The organism is Pseudotabrizicola sediminis (assembly GCF_004745575.1).
Taxonomy (GTDB): Bacteria; Pseudomonadota; Alphaproteobacteria; order Rhodobacterales; family Rhodobacteraceae; genus Pseudotabrizicola; species Pseudotabrizicola sediminis.
In genome coordinates this window covers 244,945-262,465 of sequence record NZ_RPEM01000004.1, presented here as the reverse complement: position 1 = coordinate 262,465, position 17,521 = coordinate 244,945, and the positions used below count along the sequence as shown (strand labels likewise).

At 61.6% G+C, this 17,521-nt stretch carries 16 protein-coding genes and 1 pseudogene; 12 read left to right on the top strand and 5 right to left on the bottom strand.

Annotated features, from left to right (window positions below; genetic code table 11):
* The first annotated feature begins 76 nt into the window (after window positions 1-76).
* Window positions 77-763 (top strand): fumarylacetoacetate hydrolase family protein, encoded by a 687-nt coding sequence (locus EEB11_RS08115; RefSeq protein ID WP_135430073.1) that lies wholly within the window; start codon window positions 77-79, stop codon window positions 761-763.
* Window positions 764-792: 29 nt separating this feature from the next.
* Here the strand turns inward: EEB11_RS08115 and EEB11_RS08110 are convergent, their stop codons facing one another.
* Window positions 793-1,470: a FadR/GntR family transcriptional regulator gene (locus tag EEB11_RS08110; RefSeq protein WP_135430071.1), complete on the bottom strand. Its 678-nt coding sequence runs from the start codon at window positions 1,468-1,470 to the stop codon at window positions 793-795.
* A 195-nt stretch (window positions 1,471-1,665) separates the two neighbouring features.
* On the opposite strand from EEB11_RS08110, the gene EEB11_RS08105 reads away from it, so the two are divergent.
* The 11 genes and pseudogenes from EEB11_RS08105 (at window position 1,666) to EEB11_RS08055 (ending at window position 12,450) form a co-directional block, all read left to right on the top strand.
* Window positions 1,666-2,592 (top strand): fumarylacetoacetate hydrolase family protein, encoded by a 927-nt coding sequence (locus EEB11_RS08105; RefSeq protein ID WP_135430069.1) that lies wholly within the window; start codon window positions 1,666-1,668, stop codon window positions 2,590-2,592.
* A 65-nt stretch (window positions 2,593-2,657) separates the two neighbouring features.
* Entirely contained in the window at window positions 2,658-3,686 is a 1,029-nt protein-coding gene (locus EEB11_RS08100; protein ID WP_135430067.1) for an ABC transporter substrate-binding protein, read from the top strand.
* A complete protein-coding gene (locus tag EEB11_RS08095; RefSeq protein WP_135430065.1) occupies window positions 3,686-4,495 on the top strand; it encodes an ABC transporter ATP-binding protein in 810 nt (269 codons plus the stop codon). The genes EEB11_RS08100 and EEB11_RS08095 overlap by 1 nt, the downstream gene beginning before the upstream one ends.
* A complete protein-coding gene (locus EEB11_RS08090; protein ID WP_135430063.1) occupies window positions 4,492-5,358 on the top strand; it encodes an ABC transporter permease in 867 nt (288 codons plus the stop codon). The genes EEB11_RS08095 and EEB11_RS08090 overlap by 4 nt, the downstream gene beginning before the upstream one ends.
* Before the next feature lie 2 nt (window positions 5,359-5,360).
* Window positions 5,361-6,401 carry an Ldh family oxidoreductase gene (locus EEB11_RS08085; protein ID WP_135430061.1) on the top strand — a complete coding sequence of 347 codons (1,041 nt, stop codon included), beginning with the start codon at window positions 5,361-5,363 and terminating at the stop codon, window positions 6,399-6,401.
* A gap of 35 nt (window positions 6,402-6,436) precedes the next feature.
* Entirely contained in the window at window positions 6,437-7,969 is a 1,533-nt protein-coding gene (locus EEB11_RS08080) for an acyl--CoA ligase (RefSeq protein ID WP_135430059.1), read from the top strand.
* An 88-nt stretch (window positions 7,970-8,057) separates the two neighbouring features.
* The gene (locus EEB11_RS08075) at window positions 8,058-9,029 is read left to right on the top strand and encodes a 2-dehydropantoate 2-reductase (RefSeq protein ID WP_135430057.1); all 972 of its coding nucleotides are present in this window, start codon (window positions 8,058-8,060) and stop codon (window positions 9,027-9,029) included.
* A 417-nt stretch (window positions 9,030-9,446) separates the two neighbouring features.
* Window positions 9,447-10,256, top strand: a pseudogene (locus tag EEB11_RS08070) (SDR family NAD(P)-dependent oxidoreductase); the annotation flags it as partial.
* A 79-nt stretch (window positions 10,257-10,335) separates the two neighbouring features.
* On the top strand, window positions 10,336-10,761 hold the full coding sequence (locus EEB11_RS08065; protein ID WP_135430053.1) for a helix-turn-helix domain-containing protein: 426 nt from the start codon (window positions 10,336-10,338) through the stop codon (window positions 10,759-10,761).
* Complete coding sequence (locus EEB11_RS08060) at window positions 10,758-11,465, top strand: autoinducer binding domain-containing protein (protein ID WP_135430051.1); 708 nt, start codon at window positions 10,758-10,760, stop codon at window positions 11,463-11,465. Before EEB11_RS08065 ends, EEB11_RS08060 begins: the two co-directional genes overlap by 4 nt.
* 100 nt (window positions 11,466-11,565) lie before the next feature.
* Window positions 11,566-12,450: an acyl-homoserine-lactone synthase gene (locus EEB11_RS08055; protein ID WP_135430049.1), complete on the top strand. Its 885-nt coding sequence runs from the start codon at window positions 11,566-11,568 to the stop codon at window positions 12,448-12,450.
* Window positions 12,451-12,573: 123 nt separating this feature from the next.
* On the opposite strand, the gene EEB11_RS08050 is transcribed toward EEB11_RS08055, so the two are convergent.
* The 4 genes from EEB11_RS08050 to EEB11_RS08035 are packed head-to-tail and all read right to left on the bottom strand — an operon-like array spanning window position 12,574 to window position 17,304.
* Complete coding sequence (locus EEB11_RS08050; RefSeq protein WP_135430047.1) at window positions 12,574-13,728, bottom strand: OpgC family protein; 1,155 nt, start codon at window positions 13,726-13,728, stop codon at window positions 12,574-12,576.
* Entirely contained in the window at window positions 13,721-15,505 is a 1,785-nt protein-coding gene (mdoH, locus tag EEB11_RS08045) for a glucans biosynthesis glucosyltransferase MdoH (protein ID WP_135430045.1), read from the bottom strand. Before mdoH ends, EEB11_RS08050 begins: the two co-directional genes overlap by 8 nt.
* Before the next feature lie 3 nt (window positions 15,506-15,508).
* Window positions 15,509-15,706 (bottom strand): hypothetical protein, encoded by a 198-nt coding sequence (locus tag EEB11_RS08040; RefSeq protein ID WP_135430043.1) that lies wholly within the window; start codon window positions 15,704-15,706, stop codon window positions 15,509-15,511.
* Window positions 15,703-17,304, bottom strand: coding sequence for an OpgD/OpgG family glucan biosynthesis protein (locus EEB11_RS08035; RefSeq protein ID WP_210134394.1), 1,602 nt, complete (start codon window positions 17,302-17,304; stop codon window positions 15,703-15,705). Before EEB11_RS08035 ends, EEB11_RS08040 begins: the two co-directional genes overlap by 4 nt.
* Window positions 17,305-17,521: the final 217 nt, after the last annotated feature.

The following is a 17,521-nucleotide window of genomic DNA, read 5'->3' as shown; positions in this document are numbered from 1 at the left end:
CGTCCAGAATGATCGTGATTGATTCACAGTCCGAAATCTGTGATCAAGATGTGCCGCTGAACAAGGAAGTGTCACCATGTCAAACTACGTATTCAGTCCAACGCCCCCCGTGACCCTTCCGATTGAGGGGTCTGACGCGCTTTTCCCCGTTCGGCGGGTTTATTGCATCGGGCGCAACTATGCCGCCCATGCGATTGAAATGGGCCATGACCCAAACCGCGAGCCGCCATTTTTCTTTCAGAAAAACCCCAACAACCTGACCACAGGGGATAGCTTCCCCTATCCGGATCAGACCAAAGACGTGCATCACGAAATTGAAATGATCGTCGCGCTGAAATCTGGCGGAAAGAGTATTCCCCTGGATCAGGCGCTGGACCACGTTTTCGGCTATGGTGTCGGGCTGGACATGACACGTCGCGATCTTCAGGGCGTAGCAAAGGAAATGGGTCGTCCGTGGGAAATCGGCAAAGCTTTTGAAGACTCGGCTCCGGTCAGCGCCTTGCGTACGGCGTCAGATGTTGGCCACCCCGATGCGGGATTGGTCCAACTTAAGGTCAATGGTGCGGCAAAACAGACCGGTGATCTGAACCAGATGATCTGGAAAGTGCCGGAAATGATCTCGTATCTGTCTGATTTCTTTGAACTGGCGGCGGGTGACGTCATCATGACCGGCACACCGTCCGGGGTTGGTCCCGTGGTGCGCGGCGACGTGATGGAATGTCATGTTGCTGGCGTCGGTGATCTGAAAGTCACTGTGGTCTGAAAAGTCACCGTGGTCTGAAACACAGTCTGTCAGCCTGAAATGGCTGGCAGCACCCTCTCGCGCACCGAAACCATATGGTCCCGCATCCGCAAGGATGCCACCTGACCATCCCGGGCAAGGATTGCGGCACAGATTGCATCATGCTCTGCAAAACTGCGGTGATCAGTGTGGGGCTTGCGGCTTGTTCTGGGCTGGCCCCAGACTGTTGACCTGCGAACAACATTAAGAATATCAAACAGATAGATCAGAAGTTTGTTGTGCGTGGCCTTGGCGATCGCATGGTGCAGGTTGTTGTCCCATGCCTCATAGATCCGCCAGTCATTCGCGGCACGACACCGGCTGCTGCACGCCTGAATTTCATCAAAATCGGCCCGTGTGCCGTAGAGCGCCGCCAGCCTTGCCAGTTCCGGTTCAATGACCAGCCGCGCCGCAATGACCTGCGCCGGGCTGGCCAATTCTCCCAGATAGGTCGCATCCGCAAGGTTCAGGACCGGGCGCGCCCCGATGAAGGTGCCGCGCCCGACATGGCGCCAGATGAGCCCGTCTTTCTCCAGTTCAGCCAGACCTTTGCGCAACTCGCCCCGTGTAACGCCAAAGCGCTGCGCCAGCACACGCTCGGGCGGCAGGCGGTCGTTATGCTTGAACTGCTCTGTGGTCACATATTCCATGATCTGCTCTGCAAGCTGCCGTACACCGGTGGCGTCCATTTAAACCAATCCTTCCATTGGTTATGCCAAAATTCTATGCATATGGCATAAACGTGGGTAGCGTAAGCCTCAGGAAAGCGAATCTGTTCTGACCGGTAAGAACCGCGAACCAATTTCAGCCACAGAAAGGCCGCTTGAGAGCCAATGCTCAAAGCGACCGTTGCCCCAACACCCTGACCAAGAAAGACCCTGCACATGCGCTTTGCGACCCTTCAGACATCCGCCGGTCCGACCTGTGCCGTCCAACTGGCCGATGGTCGTTTTTTGCCGGTATCGGGTGCCTGCAAGGCCGCAGGATTATCGGAGGTCGCGTTGTTGGACGGAAGCCTCCAAGCGCTGATTGAAGGGGGCGATGCCGCACTTGCCGCTGTGGCCGATCTGCTGTCGCGCGCGCAGTCGGGTGATGCAACACTGACTGTGCTGGCTGTCGAGTCACCTGTCTTGCTTGCCCCGCTGCCGCGCCCGAAAAAGAATGTCTTCTGTGTGGGCCGCAACTATGCCGAACACATTGCCGAAGGGGCGCGGGCGCAGAATACCAAGATTGCCGTCACCGAAGTCCCTGTGTACTTCACCAAGCCCTGCACCGCGGTTATCGGGCCGAATGCCGCGATCCCGATCTTTCCCCATGTGTCCGCCCAGATCGATTACGAAGTCGAACTTGCGGTCATTATCGGCAGACCAGGCCGGGATATTCCGAGGCACCGGGCCTATGACCATATCTGGGGCTACACCATCCTGAACGACATCACGGCGCGCGATGTGCAGCGCCGCCACGGCGGGCAGTATTTCAAGGGCAAGGGTCTGGATGGATCTTGCCCCCTCGGGCCGGTTGTCGTCACGCGTGACGAATTGACAGATCCGCAGAATGTCGGCTTGCGCACATTGGTCAACGGAGAGCTGCGTCAGAGCAGCACCACCGCCCAGATGATCTTCGACATCCCGACCCTGATCGCATCCTTGTCCGAAGGGCTGACGCTGGAGCCGGGCGACATTCTTGCCACCGGCACGCCTTCGGGTGTGGGCTACGCGATGGAGCCGCCGACGTTTCTAAAGGATGGCGACGAGGTGATCTGCGAAATTGATGGAATCGGGCGGCTGGCAAATCCTGTCCGCACCGTCTGAAACGACCCGGCCAGCAGAGCCGGGCGTTCATGAAGTCTGAACATGAAATTCTGGGAGGAATGGAAATGCTGAAGAGAAGGATCTTTACGACGGCCCTGGCAGGCGCGATGGCGCTGTCAGTTTTCGGCCTTGGCACTTTGGCAATGGCACAAGAGATGACGAAGGTCACCTTCGTGCAGCCCAGCCCGTCGGCCATCAATTCGTTCAACGTCTTTGTTGCCATCGGCGAGGGATATTTTGCCGAAGAAGGTCTGGACGTGTCTGTCGAGGCCATCAACGGCTCCGGTGCCGTTTTGCAGGCGCTTGCCTCAGGCCAGGCACAGTTTGGCCGCCCCGGCCCCGGCCCGGTTCTCGCAGCGCGCGGGCGGGGCGAGGATTTTGTCTTCATCTACAACTTCTCGGCCAAGTCGAACTTCGGTGTCGTGGTTCCCGCCGACAGCCCTGTGCAGTCGCCTGAAGATCTGAGGGGCAAGGTGGTTGGCACCGGCACCGCCGATGGCGCCGAAGTGGGCTTTGCGCGCAACGTGATGTCCGGCTCAGGTATGACAGATGGCGCGGATTACACCTTTCTTACAGTAGGGGATGGCGGGCCGGCGACGGCTGCATTTTCGTCTGGCGAGATTGATGCATATTCCGCATCGGTGGCAGATGCCGCGATCCTGAACCAGCGCGGCGTTTCGGTTCGCGAAATCACACCGCCGGAGTTCAGCCGTTTCTTTGGCAATGGCTTTGTTACCTCGGGTGCCCTGATCCGTGACAATCCGGAGCTGGTGGAAAAGTTCGTGCGCGCCATTCACAAAGGTCATGTATTTGCCCTTGATGAAGCAAACCGCGCGGCGGTTCTGGCCCATCTGGCCGCTGGCAACCCACAAGAAAGCGAAGATGCGGCCTTTGCCGCCGCCTTGTTCGACGCCGTGAAAGAAAAGACCATTCCGGTCGATTTGTCTAACGGCTACGGCTATCAGCCGCCGGAAGTTTGGGAAGAATGGCAAGCGACCCTCATAGCCGGGGGCGATCTTACGGGTCCGCTTCCAGACCTGACAGCGGCGTACACCAATGAGTTCGCGCTGAAAGTCAACGGGAGTACGAACTGATGCAGGCTGCCGCAGCCTTGACCGATCTGGCTACCCCCGTGGGAGAGCCTGTCTATCAGCTTCGCAATGTGGGCAAGACCTATGCGCGCAATGCGATCGTGGCTTTGGAAGGGGTTAGCTTGACCCTGACCAAGGGCAGCTTTTCCGCTGTTATCGGGTCGTCAGGCTGCGGCAAGTCCACACTTTTGAAAATCATGTCGGGTCTGATCCCGCCCTCCACAGGGCGGGTTGTCCTGCAAAACCGCCCCGTGACCGGTCCGCGCCGCGACATTGGCATGATGTTCCAGCAGGCTGTGCTGTTCCCATGGCGGACCACGCTGGAAAATATCGTGCTGCCGATTGAAATACGCGACGGCAAGGGTGCCGCCAAGGCCGCCGAGACCCAGGCGCGCGAGTTGTTGGAACTGGTCGGCCTGAAAGGATTTGAGAACACCTATCCGTCCGAACTTTCCGGCGGCATGGCGCAGCGCGCGTCCATCTGCCGGATGCTGATCACCGAACCCGCCGTACTGCTGCTGGACGAACCGTTCAGCGCGTTGGATGAACTGACCCGCGATTTCATGAACATGGAACTGCAGCGTATCTGCACGTCGCGCAATGCGACGGCATTTCTTGTCACCCACTCGATCCAAGAGGCAGTTATCCTGTCGGACGTGGTCTATGTGATGAAGCCCCGTCCTGGTCGGGTGGCCGAGGTGGTGCCCATCGACCTGCCGCGCCCGCGCACGCTGGACATGATGACCACACCGAAATTTGGCGAACTGGTCGAACACATCCGTGGTGCTTTGGATAAGGAGGCGTTCAAATGAGCAATCTGGAAAGCATCGCAGACCGGTCCCCTGCAGCCGAAGATGATACCGTCTGGACCGAGGAGACAAGCTGGCTCGACCGGGTTCCCCGCGCGATCCAGATGTTGTTTGTCTTCGTGGTTTTCGTGCTTCTGTGGGATCTGGTCACCCGCTTCGGCTTGGTCAGCCGGATCATCCTGCCCACGCCGCTTGAAACATTCTACGACCTGATCTTTGTCGGCAAGAACCTTGCAAGTGGTGGCTATATGCTGCCCGCACTGTGGATCACGCTGAAAGAGGTATTCTACGGCTTCCTTCTGGCGATGGCGATCGGCTTCAGCCTCGGGGTGATAGTCGGCGAAACCGCCTTTGGAGAGCGGGCGATCATGCCTTATCTTGTCGCCATCGATACCATGCCAAAAGTCGCCTTTGCACCGCTGTTCGTGGCCTGGCTTGGCTTTGGAATCGAAAGCAAGGTTGCCCTGGCCGCCTTCATCGCCACCTTTCCCATTATCGTGGGCACTGCGGCGGGTCTGCATGCCGCTGACTCCAACAGCCGCAACCTGTTCAAGACCATGGGGGCGTCCCGCTGGCAGACACTGTTGAAAATGAAGCTGCCGATGGCTCTGCCACAGGTGTTTACCGGGCTGAAAATCGGGTCGGTCGGCGTGATGGCGGGCGCGATTACCGGCGAATTCCTCGGCGGCGGCAAGGGCTTTGGCGAATTGATCCGCACGGCCGCAAGCCAGCTGAACACACCCCGGGTGTTTTCGCTGATCCTGTACCTGTCGGTGATCGGTTTGGGACTGTTTGCTTTCGTGTCCTGGGTTCAGCGCCGTTTCGTCTTCTGGCACAAAGAGCGGGTTTCAGCCGGAGGCGAGTAGGCATGACCAGAATTGCTGCTGAAGCGCTGATCGGATTTGTCACCCGCGCGTTCGCAAGCCTTGGCGTCCCTGACCGCGACGCCAAGGCGGTGGCGGTTCTGATGGTCGAGGCCGACCTGTTGGGATACGACACTCACGGCCTGTTCCGCCTGCGTCAATATGTGAACCGGCTGCGCGATGGTGGGTGCAACCCGCGTGCGCAGCCAAAGTTGTTGCGCGAAACATCTGCCACCGCGTTGATCGACGGTGACAATGGCCTTGGGCACCTGTCCATGTCACTGGCCTGCGATCTTGCGATGATCAAAGCGAAGACGGCGGGCATTGGCTGGGTTGGGGTGCGGGGTGGCAACCATGCGGGGCCTGCAGCGCTCTATGTCAGGCCGCAGGCTGCGGCGGGCATGATCGGCTTGTGTGCCGCCGTCGGCAGTGCCAATCACGTCGCACCTTTTGGGGGCAGTGACCTTCTCCTCGGCACCAACCCCATCGCCATCGCCACGCCCGGCGGCAACGATCCGTTTGTACTCGATATGGCCACCACCGTTGCCGCCGTTGGCAAGATCAAGACCCTAGCCCAACGCGGCGAGGCCATGCCCGAAGGCTGGATGGTCGGACGTGACGGCACGCCGCTGACAGACCCCACGCGCCGTGACGAAGGCTTTCTTCTGCCCATCGGCGGCGCCAAGGGGTACGGACTGGCCATGGCAATCGGTTTGCTGGCGGGCACGCTGAACGGCGCGGCCTTTGGGGCCGACGTCGTCGACTTCACCACCGACACCAAAACCCCGACCAACACCGGCCAGTTCGTCGCCGCGATAAACATCGCAGCCTTTGGCGACCCGGCCGCCTTTGTCGCCGACGCCACCCGTGCCTTTGCCCAGATGCGGGCGTCAGACCCGCTGCCCGGCCACGATCCGGTCCGCGTGCCCGGCGACGGGCGCGAGGCGACCCGGGCGCGCCATCTTGCCAGCGGCGTGCCGGTCCACCCGACACTGCGGGCCGAACTCGACCGTATTGCGGCCGACCTTGCCATCGCGCCCGTCTAGGCGCAGTTGTTCCTCTTGCACAGGCAGATGACCCGATGACCGACACCATTGCTGCCCTTCTCGCCTCTGCCAGCCCTGATGCGCCCGCCATCGGTGCGCCAGACCGGCCATGGCTAAGCTATGCAGAGCTCGCCGATCAGACCGCCCGTACCCTTTCTGCCCTTCATTCGGCAGGCGTCGGGCGCGGTGACAGGGTGGCCATCGTGCTGCCCAATGGCCCGGAAATGGCCTCGGCCTTCGTCTGCGTTGCGCAAGGCGCAGTCACAGCTCCCTTGAACCCGGCCTACAAGCTGGACGAATTCGACTTCTACCTGTCAGACCTCAAGGCCCGGGCCATCGTACTGCCCGAAGGCTATGACGGCCCGGCGCTTGAGGCTGCGCACAAACACAACCTTGCCATTCTGCACCTGTCCTTTGCGGCCACCGACCCTGCGGGTCAGTTCACCCTTGCAGTACAGGGTACAACCGGGCTCGCGCCAGACACCGCTCCTGCAGATGCCGATGACGTGGCCCTCATCCTGCACACCTCGGGCACCACGTCGCGCCCCAAGATCGTGCCGCTGCTACAGCGCAACGTGGCTGCATCGGCCAGGCATATCGGTGCCTCACTGGCATTGGTGCCGCAAGACCGGTGTCTGAACATGATGCCGCTGTTCCACATCCACGGCCTGATCGCTGCGGTCCTGTCCAGTCTTGCCGCCGGATCTTCGGTCTGGTGTACGCCGGGTTTTGACGCGATGCGCTTTTTCGGCTGGCTCGATACCGCGCGGCCCACATGGTATTCGGCCGTGCCGACGATGCACCAGACCATCCTGCAGCGCAGCGCCCGCAACGCGGACATCATCGCGCGCGCGCCGCTGCGCTTTCTGCGCTCTTCCTCGGCGAGCCTGCCCGCACAGGTGATGCTGGAGCTGGCGGCAACTTTCAACGCCCCGGTGATCGAGGCTTATGGCATGACCGAAGCCGCGCATCAGATGGCGTCCAACCCGCTGCCACCGCGCGTCCAGAAGCCTGGCGCTGTGGGCATTGCCGCTGGTCCCGCCCTGCACATCGCACATGAGGTTGAAAACCACCTCCTGCAGGGCGGAACCGGTGAAGTCGTCATCTCTGGCCCCAATGTCACCCCCGGCTATGAGGGCAACCCGGAGGCCAATGCCAAGGCCTTCTTCGACGCCGATGGCCTGCGTTGGTTCCGCACCGGTGATCAGGGCTCGCTGGATGAAGAAGGCTACCTCACCCTGACGGGCCGCCTGAAGGAAATCATCAATCGCGGCGGTGAAAAGATCAGCCCGCTTGAAGTCGACGGCGTCCTCATGGATCACCCCGCTGTGCAACAGGTGGTGACCTTTGCGCTGCCGCACGCAAGCCTGGGCGAAGAGGTCGCCGCCGCCATCGTGCTGCGAGAGGGGCAAGAGGTGGACGAAGCCGCCCTGCGCGCCTTTGCAGCCACCAGGCTTGCCGCTTTCAAAGTGCCGCGCCGCATTGTGATCCTGCCAGAAATCCCCAAAGGGGCGACGGGAAAATTGCAACGCATTGGTCTGGCACAGAAGCTGGGTCTGGCACCCTGACCCTTCATCTGTTCAAAAATATCCCCGCCGGAGGCTCCGCCATCCACGATAGGCGCGACATTCTGGTTTCAGACGTTTCGGAGTCCACATGAAAATCTGCATCTTCGGCGCGGGCGCCATTGGTGGTTACATGGGTGCAAAACTGGCCGCTGTCGGGGCCGATGTGTCGCTGGTGGCACGTGGCCCGCATCTGGCGGCGCTGCAGTCCAAAGGTCTGACACTGATCGAAGACGGCCACATGACCACACACAAGGTGCGCGCCACCGACGATGCGCGCACGCTCGGGCCGCAGGATTATGTGATCCTCACGCTCAAGGCGCATTCGGTGCCGGGCGTGGTGGATCAGATCACCCCACTGCTTGGGCCGGACAGCACGCTTGTCAGTGGTGTCAATGGTGTGCCGTGGTGGTATTTCCACCGCATTGGAGGCGTCTATGAAGGTACCCGTCTGGCCTCGGTCGATCCCGGTGATGTGCAGTGGAACGGCTTTGGCCCAGACCGGGTGTTGGGCTGCGTGGTCTATCCGGCGGCGGAAGTGTCGGAACCGGGCACCATCACCCATGTGGAGGGCAACCGTTTCTCATTGGGCGAACCCTCGGGTGAAAAATCCGCCCGTGCGCTGCACCTGTCTGCGGCGCTGACGGCAGCGGGCCTCAAGGCCCCCGTTCGGCCCCGTCTGCGCGATGAGATTTGGGTGAAGCTGTGGGGCAACCTGTCTTTCAACCCGATTTCCGCCCTGACCCATGCCACATTGGATGTGTTGTGCACTGATCCCGGCACCCGCGCCGTCGCGCGTGCGATGATGATCGAGGCACAGGTCATCGCTGAAAAGCTGGGTGTCATTTTTCCCATAGACGTGGATCGCCGCATTGACGGCGGCGCGGCTGTGGGCGCGCATCGGACGTCGATGCTGCAAGATCTGATCGCAGGCCGTCCGATGGAAATCGAGGCGCTTGTCGGCTCGGTCGCCGAACTGGGGCGGCTGACCCATACACCCACACCCTCCATCGACACCGTTCTGGCGCTGATCCGCCTGCGGGCGCTGTCGGCGATCAGCTAGCCTCGCCGGCCAATTTCTGAACCCCCCGCCGCAAAACCGGAGTGTGGTGCTGGTGATGCCTTAAAGAAGCAACATGTCGGATCGCCACTTTGGGCAGACAAATCGGCGTGACTCCGAAACCGCGACACGGTTGCCCGAAGCCTTCGGTTTCCAGAAGATCACCATAGGGCGGCGCAATGGCGCAAACAGCTTTTTCCAAGCCGTGCCGCCCTTGCCGGATACCGCTCACTGACAAGCGGCATTGACCGGGTGCGCTCAAGCACTTTGGTGCGTGTGGTTACATTGCCAAGGTTTCCAGCCATGTCGTGTTGATAGACAACAACCCCAGGGGTGGCTTCATACAAGCCCCGCTTCTTTGCCTCGGCCCGCCGACAGATAAAATCGGTATCTTCTTGATCGCGCACGGAGGTTGTCACCGGCGCAGGGTCCGGCATCGGGCGCGCAGTGGCGGCGCGCTTTGCGGCGAACGGGATGGCCGTTCTGTGTGCCGACCTGAATGAGCCAGCCGCGCAGGCCGTCGCCAATGGCCTGACAGCCGCCGGGCACCCCGCCTGCGCCGTGCGAACCGACATCACGGATGAAGCTTCCGTCGCCGCCATGGCCGCCGCGGCCATCAACTGGGCCGGCCGCATCGACACCTGCATTGCCAATGCCGGAGCCATGATCGAAGGCGATATCCTGTCCCTGTCGCTCACCGACTGGAACCGCGCAATGCTGGTAAATGCCACCGGGGCCTTTCTCACCGCCCGGGCCGTGCTGCCGCATCTGCTGGTGCAAGGTGGCACGCTGGTTTTTACCGCCACCACTGTCGATCTGTCGGGGATGAAGGGGGTGGCGGCCTATTTGCCCGCCAAGGGCGCGGTCATGGCACTTACCCGCCAGCTTGCCGCCGATTTCGCTGCGCGCGGGGTGAGGGTGAACGCGGTGGCGCCGGGGGCGGTGCGCACGCCGCTGTCGGAGTCCCAATTCCGTGCCCGTGCAGCGGACGAGGCGGAATTCCAGACCTTGCTGGCGCAGGTCATCGGGCGCTATCCGATCTCGCGCTGGGGCACTCCGGAAGAGATTGCCGAAGGGATGCTTTTTCTGGCCACCGACCGGTCATCCTGGATGACAGGTCAGATCATTCCAATCGATGGCGGATTGCTGGAACTGCGCCAAGCCCCCCGGTCAGCGCGGTCCAAAGCCCGGTTCGGCAGGTGGGATGCCCGCGCGGAGACATCATTTTAAGAATGATTAACGATTGGTTGATCCAGACACAGAGTGCTGTAAGATTTCGCATCCAGCAGCTTTAACGGCATCGCAAATCATGAACAGTGTAGATTCGTTTATTGGCCGTCGTATCCGGCAATTCCGCTGGGTTTGTGGCGTCACCCAGGCCGAGCTGGCAGAGCACCTGTCGGTCGACCCGGGGCAGATCAGCGCGTATGAGGCCGGCACAAACCGGGTTGCCGCCGCACAACTGCTGCAGATCGCGACCGTCCTCGATATACCCGTTGCCTCATTTTTTGACGGCATTGCCGCGCCATCCGGTGCCGACCAAAATGGTCCTCCAAAGACGATCGGCAGCAACCGAGCCGAAATGCTGTCGCATTTCAATGAGATGACCGACCCCCAGCAAGTGGCACTTCTGAAGATGGCGCAGACGATGGCCACGCACCTTGGTAATCTGGCAACGCCAGCGCAGAGCGCCAACGATCTGCAGTCCGCGACAGCAACAGAGCGTCAGCGGTGAACGTCGATCTGATCGACCTTGGAAACGAAAGCCGCAATGCCGGTAGTTTCGTCTCATTCCTCGATCAGATCTGCGCCCGCTTTGAACTTGACCATGCGGCCTATGCCGGAACCAACCCGGTCGCCAGTGCAGTCCATGGCTATGTGAATTACCCTGACGCCTGGAAGCACCACTATGCTGAAAACGGGTTGCACCGGATTGATCCCACGCTTCTGGTCGCAAGCCGGTCGATCGCCCCGGTGGACTGGAGCAGGCTGGACCACACGGAAGGTTTTGAGAAAACCTTCCGCGACGCCCGCGATTTTGGCATCACCAACCGGGGCCTGACCATTCCGGTGCGCGGGCCTTATGGCGATATCGGCATGCTCAGCGTGACCCGCGATTGCAGCGTGACAGAATGGGAAAAGCTGTCTCGGCAGATTTTGCCGGATCTGCAATCGGTCGCCGTGCATGTGCATGATACGGTGATGCGGTCCGATGTTCTGTCGCGCGCCCTGCGCTATCCGGCGCTTTCCACCCGCGAACGCGAGATCCTGCAATGGATCGCAGCTGGCAAGTCGCAGCAGGACGTTGGCGACATTCTGGGGATTTCACACCGCACGGTCGAGGTTCACCTAAGGTCGGGGCGCGAAAAGCTGTATGCATTGACCACCCCGCAGGCCGTGGGCCGTGCCATCATGCTGGGCCTGATCTACCCGCTTTAGGCCGCTCTCAGCCCGGATTACGGGATTCCCCTCATAGTCTTTACCCTGTCGGACGCATTAACCTTGTTCAGGGGAAGACCACTCATGTTTGGGGATAAATATGATCATCATCGTCGATGCACTGAACAAGGATCGCTTCGGCGACCTTCTGGATGAAATGTTCAAGCTCCGCGCACGCGTTTTCGGCGACCGCCTGGGGTGGGAAGTCGAGATCACCAACGGCCGCGAGATTGACCAGTTTGATCGGCTCGATCCGGCCTATGTCATCGGGCTGGATGACGAAGGCCATGTTGTGTCCTGCGTTCGCGCCCTGCAGACCACGGGGCCGCACATGCTGTCAGACGTGTTTCAGGTTCTGCTGGATGGCGAACCGCCGCTGCGCAGCGCCACTTTGTGGGAATCCACCCGCTTTTGCGTCGATACCCAGCGGCTGTGCCGCGATGGTAACACGATGAAAGCCGTGTCCATGGCGACGTGCGAACTGATGATCGGCTCGCTGGAATATGCGCGCCGCTCGGGGATTTCCGACATCATCACCGTGATCGACCCGGTGGTGAACCGTGTGCTCAAGCGGTCTGACAACGCGCCCTATGATTATGTCGGATCGACCAAGCAGATGGGTAAGGTTCCGGCCATGGCAGCTCTGCTCGATTGCACCGAAGAGCGTATCAACCGCGTCCGCGCCTTTGCCGGCATCACGCATGATGTGTTTGCCAACGAAGACACCGTGCGTGATCTGCTGGATGCGCGCCAGCTTGCTTTCGCGGCGCAGCTGGGGGAATCGTCGGAGTGGATGGCAGCCATCCTGTCCGGGTCGGAAGAGGCCCTGCCTCCGGTTTTGCCAGAGGATATCCAGGACTATTGCCGCGCGCAGATTGAAACCGCTCAGACCGAAGAAGAGCATGCCGCTGCCCTCCGCCTTGTCGCGGTTCTGGTCCGTGAACGCGTCCACCCGGCAATGCATCGGTTGGTGTTCCAAAGCTAAGGCACCTGGCGGCGGGCCACGGCTCGCCCTGACCGGATGGCAATGAAGGTGGCGCTTTCCGCGCGACGGGCCGTTTCGCGGCGCGCCGGGATATGCCGCGCTACGATGTGAAAGTCCGTCGGTTCAGACCCGGTGCTCAACCGGGATCGCGGCGCGCTGCGTCTTGCGCAGACTCAGCCACCCGGCCAGCGCAAACAAGATCGCAAATCCGGCGGCAATCAGCGCCGTGTCCAGCAGGAAGGACGGCCCCACCATCGCCTTGGTCACCTGCGCCACATAGGCCAGACCGGTGCTGGCGGCAAAGACCGGCAGTGCATGCTGCCCCAGCGTCACCAGAGGGGCCAGTTTGGGGTTTTCCGACAGCCGCGTCAGCGCGGGCAGCGCGCTCAGCACATAGGCCAGCGCCAGAATGTGCAGCAGCCGGGGCAAGTGGAGAAAGCTCTTGTCAAACGACGTGAACACCGATGGTGCGCCCAGATATTCGTGCACCATCCACAGCCCGTGCCCGCCCCAGGCTGCGACCACCGGCACCTGAACCCAGATCGCCGCGAGGCACAGATATGCCAAGGCCAGCCGGAACGCCCAAACCCGCATCGGCAACCACCGCTGCCCCTGCCGCATCGCAAGGCCCGTCAGCACGCCCGCCACAAACACCACCTGCCAGGCCAGCGGGTTGAAGAACCAGCCGTTGTCCAGCGGCCAGGTCGGCACCCTGATCCGGAAGATCCCGACCACCACCCACAGCAGCAAAGACGCCACCATCAGCCCGCGCGGCCAGCGCACGCCCGCCGCCAGAATGGCCGGGGCGGCCAGCAGCAGCACGATATACAGCGGCAGAATATCGGCATAGGCAAACTGATGGCTCAAGGCCACCAGCGCCGGAACAAAAAGCATCGGGTCTTCCAGCGCCCGGGCAATGTTGCGCTTCACCGACATTGCGGCCACCGCAGGGTCTTGCACGGTCAGGAAAAACAGCCCCAGAATCCCCAGCACCACCAGCACATGCACCCACCACAGCGTCAGCACCCGTCGCCAGGGCCGCAGCGCCAGCGCCATCGGCGGGGTCCGGTCGCGCATGAAAATCGGACCATAGGCCAGCGCTGTCGCAATGCCCGACATCAGGACAAAGCCTTCAGCCGCATCGGAAAAGCCGAAATTGCGCGAGGTCAGATGTTCCCAGAACGTGCCGGGAATGTGGTTGATGAAGATCATCATCAAGGCCACGCCCCGCAACAGATCCACCCGGTAATCGCGCCGGTGCGCGACCAGCTCAGGCAACGACCTTCTCCGCCGTTACCGGGGTAGCCAGCCATTCGCGCAGCACCGCATCATGGCGCGCGACAATTCCTGGCAGGGTACGGTCCTCGGGCACCGCAAAGCGGCCCCGGGCTGCTGGCTGCGATGTCCACCAGATCAGCACCGGGGCCAGAAGCATCGGGAGCAGCACCGGCAGCAACCACAGTGTCAGCGCCGGCGCAAAGAAGTGCGCCACCCCCAGCCCCACAAGTCCCCAGCCGCTGATCCAGCGACCCGCAGCCCAGGCCTCGGCAAAATCCAGGCCCCCATCACCACGGTTGTTGGGCGGCCAGCCGCCATCGCGCCCCAGCAAGACCTGCACAACAGACCGGCTCTGAAAGGCCAGCAGCACCGGCGCGATCAGCGATGACAACAAAAGCTCGCTCAACATGGCACGCAACGATGCCCCGGCCCCGCCAAAGGTGGCTGCCCTGCCGGTCAGGGCGGCGTCCAGCACCACCAGCAGTTTGGGCATGACCAGAAGGCCAAAGATCCCCAGAGCCAGACCCACGGCCTTTGCGGTCTGGTCATAGGGAAACACAGGAAAGGGCCAGTTTTCCTGTGGAAAGTAATCCGGCCCGCTGGCGGTGGCGGTGGCAATGACCGACGCTGCGATGAAGGCCAGCCAGATCAGTGGCGCTACATAGGCGAAAATGCCCTGAAACAGGGTGAAGCGGCTCCACCCCTTCAGCCCCGGCGCCCCGATCACCTTGCCATGCTGCAGATTGCCCTGACACCAGCGCCGGTCACGCTTGGCATGATCGACGATATTCTCCGGCCCCTCTTCAAAGCTGCCGTCCAAATCATCATCCAGCCGCACCGTCCACCCGGCGCGCGACAGCAATGCCGCCTCGACATAATCATGGCTCAGGATATGCCCGCCCAACGGGGGGCGTCCCGGCAGTTCCGGCAAGCCACAGCTCTCGGCCCATGCGCGAACGCGCACAATGGCATTATGGCCCCAGAACGGCCCCGTACGCCCCTGCATCGCGGCCAACCCATGGGCAAACACCGGCGAATGGAACGAGGCTGCAAACTGCATTGCCCGGCCAAATACCGTCCGCGCCCGGATCACTCGGGGCAGCGATTGCAGCAGGCCCAGCGTCGGATCAGCCTCCATCCGGCGGATCATGGTCAGAACCGTCTCGCCCTCCATCAGGCTGTCGGCATCAAGGATCACCGCGTAATCCCATGCCCGGCCCGATGTGGTGATGAACTCCTCGATATTGCCCGCCTTGCGCCCGGTGTTCTTTACCCTGCGGCGGTAAAAGATCCGGCCCGCCCCGTTCTGCCGTGCAAGCAGCCGCGCGCACCATTGGCGTTCCTCGGCGGCAATCGCCTCATCCCGCGTGTCGGACAGGATGGCAAAATCCACCATCACACCGCCACCTGCCGCCCGCAGGGAATCGTCCATCGCGGCAATCCGGGCAAAGGTGACGCTGGGGTCCTCGTTGTAGATCGGGACGATCACTACGGTCTTGCCGACGATCTTGCCCCGAACTTCCGGTACCGGCGGCCTTGCCCCGGAAAACAGACCCAGCATCGCCGTGCCAGCCCCCCATGCCAACCACCAGGTTGACAAAAAGATCAGACCCGAGCGGATCAGATCCACCGCCGTGACCCCATCTGCCGCGCCGTAGATGTGAAACACCATCCCCGCAGCGGTTGCCGCCAGCAGGCTGAAGGCAAGCGCAAACGCGCGCGCGCCCGTCGCGCGATCGAGTTTCACAGGCGACAGGGCGACCGAGGACAGCGTCATGCCTTACCCCACGCGGCCCATATCCCGGCGCAGCAGGGACAAGACCGCGACAAAGCCGCGCCACAGCGGCCCGGCCTCGCGGGTCAGGGTTTGTTTCGGCATTGCCAGCGGTGCCATGGGGGGGGCAAGGACAGACAGGTCCATGCCGCCGGTTCCGACATCTGGAAATGTTTCTGTCGCGGCAAAGGGTGCCATAGTCATGCGCTCATCCATTGATAGAGCCAATTTTCTGTCAGCTTGCGGCCGTAACCCGCGACATGCGCCACAAGTTCCACCGTGGCCCCCTGATTGGGCTTCACATCCACCACCAAACGCCAGACTGCATTGTTTTCAATCTTTGACAGTGTTTTGACGACTATTTCACCACCTGCGATGGTCACCACAGCGTCAACCTCGGCATCTGACGGTAAGCGCGACAGCAAGCCTCCGGCGAAATCGACCACGAACTTTCGGCTGCCATCGGTGTTTTCCACGCCCGACACACCACCAACCCCGGCCCGCGTTTCCTTGACGAAAGCCACGTCCGCCGCCGGATCGACCGGCAGCGCGCCCCAATGCAGGCGATAGGCAAATTCCATCATCTCGCCGGGCACGGGCTGGGCTTCGGGCACCCAGAACGCCACAATGTTGTCATTCACCTCAAGCGGAGTCGGGATTTCCACCAGACGCACGGCGCCCTTGCCCCATTCCCCCACAGGTTCCACCAGCAGCGAGGGGCGGCGTTCATAATGCGACACCGCATCCTGATAATTCTCGAAGTCCCGGTCCCGCTGCATCAGGCCAAAGGCAAGCGGGCTTTCCTCGATAAACCACGAGTCAGACAACCGGCTCGGGTTGTTCAGAGGCCGCCAGTTCCGGTCTCCGTCGCGCCGGTGAATCGCCAACCCATCGCTGTCATGCACGGCGGGGCGGAAATCGTCAAAATCGGTGCGGCTTTTTTCGGAAAACAGATACATCGAGGTCAGCGGTGCGATGCCGATCTGGTCCACTTCGGTGCGGAAGAACAACCGCGCTGTCACGTCCATCACCGTATCGGTGCCGGGGCGGATCACAAAGCGGTAAGCCCCGGTGCAGCTTTCGCTTTCCAGTGCTGCATGGATCACCACATCGCGGGCAAACGCCGCAGGCCGTTCCAGCCAGAAGCGCGAAAAGCGGGGGAATTCCTCGGGCTTGCCCAGCCCGGTGTTGATCGCCAGCCCGCGCGCAGACAGGCCATAGCCGGTATCGCGCCCCACGGCGCGGAAATAGCTGGCCCCCAGGAAGGCCACCACCTCATCAAACACATCGGCCCGGTTCAGCGGTGCGTTCAGCCGGAACCCGGCGATCCCCGGCAGGGGCTCATGTTCTGGCACACGGTCGCGGACAAGATCGAAATAACGGAAATCGTCGGTGCTGAACACCATCGGGCGCGCCACGCCGCCCTCAACCTCGAACATCGTTACCGGCTCGGCAAACAGCCAGCCAAGGTGGAAGGCATGCACATGGAATCCGGCATCGGTGCCTGACCAGCGCGCCTGCTCCGGGTTGAACTGCACTGCCTGATAATCATCATAGCTGAAGGTGCTGAAAAACCCTGTCGCCCGATCTGACGGCGCATGCGGCGCGGTGGCAAGGCTGCGCATCTCTTCTGTCAGGCGGTCAAAATCGAACGGCATTCCGGCAGCCTCAGTGGGGGGCGGGGTCTGTGCATGTCCAACGCCTACAAGGGCGGTGCTGCACTGCAGCAGGGCAGCAGTCCCTAAGAGCCCAAGGAAAGAGCGTCGCGGCATCATATCTGTCTGTCCCGGCATATCCGGCATTTTGGCTCCCGCACGTCGATTCGGTAAAAACTCAATGAAGTTCTCAGGTTATAGAGGGGTGCGCCAGACCGACTGCTATGCGCAAAATGCAAGTCTGCCATGCTGCGTGTGCAAAGCATTTTCCCGATTATGTCCCCGAAAACCCCAGCCTTCATGATGCCGCAGATGGGGTATCGGACCCGCAGCCGTCAATGGCTGCCGCGTTCCGGCGCAAAAT

Bases quoted from the DNA above. Each gene is read 5' to 3' on its own strand.
- EEB11_RS08115 (WP_135430073.1), top strand. From the start codon at position 77: ATGTCAAACTACGTATTCAGTCCAACGCCCCCCGTGACCCTTCCGATT.
- EEB11_RS08110 (WP_135430071.1), bottom strand. From the start codon at position 1,470: ATGGACGCCACCGGTGTACGGCAGCTTGCAGAGCAGATCATGGAATAT.
- EEB11_RS08105 (WP_135430069.1), top strand. From the start codon at position 1,666: ATGCGCTTTGCGACCCTTCAGACATCCGCCGGTCCGACCTGTGCCGTC.
- EEB11_RS08100 (WP_135430067.1), top strand. From the start codon at position 2,658: ATGCTGAAGAGAAGGATCTTTACGACGGCCCTGGCAGGCGCGATGGCG.
- EEB11_RS08095 (WP_135430065.1), top strand. From the start codon at position 3,686: ATGCAGGCTGCCGCAGCCTTGACCGATCTGGCTACCCCCGTGGGAGAG.
- EEB11_RS08090 (WP_135430063.1), top strand. From the start codon at position 4,492: ATGAGCAATCTGGAAAGCATCGCAGACCGGTCCCCTGCAGCCGAAGAT.
- EEB11_RS08085 (WP_135430061.1), top strand. From the start codon at position 5,361: ATGACCAGAATTGCTGCTGAAGCGCTGATCGGATTTGTCACCCGCGCG.
- EEB11_RS08080 (WP_135430059.1), top strand. From the start codon at position 6,437: ATGACCGACACCATTGCTGCCCTTCTCGCCTCTGCCAGCCCTGATGCG.
- EEB11_RS08075 (WP_135430057.1), top strand. From the start codon at position 8,058: ATGAAAATCTGCATCTTCGGCGCGGGCGCCATTGGTGGTTACATGGGT.
- EEB11_RS08065 (WP_135430053.1), top strand. From the start codon at position 10,336: ATGAACAGTGTAGATTCGTTTATTGGCCGTCGTATCCGGCAATTCCGC.
- EEB11_RS08055 (WP_135430049.1), top strand. From the start codon at position 11,566: ATGATCATCATCGTCGATGCACTGAACAAGGATCGCTTCGGCGACCTT.
- mdoH (WP_135430045.1), bottom strand. From the start codon at position 15,505: ATGACGCTGTCCTCGGTCGCCCTGTCGCCTGTGAAACTCGATCGCGCG.
- EEB11_RS08040 (WP_135430043.1), bottom strand. From the start codon at position 15,706: ATGACTATGGCACCCTTTGCCGCGACAGAAACATTTCCAGATGTCGGA.
- EEB11_RS08035 (WP_210134394.1), bottom strand. From the start codon at position 17,304: ATGCCGGATATGCCGGGACAGACAGATATGATGCCGCGACGCTCTTTC.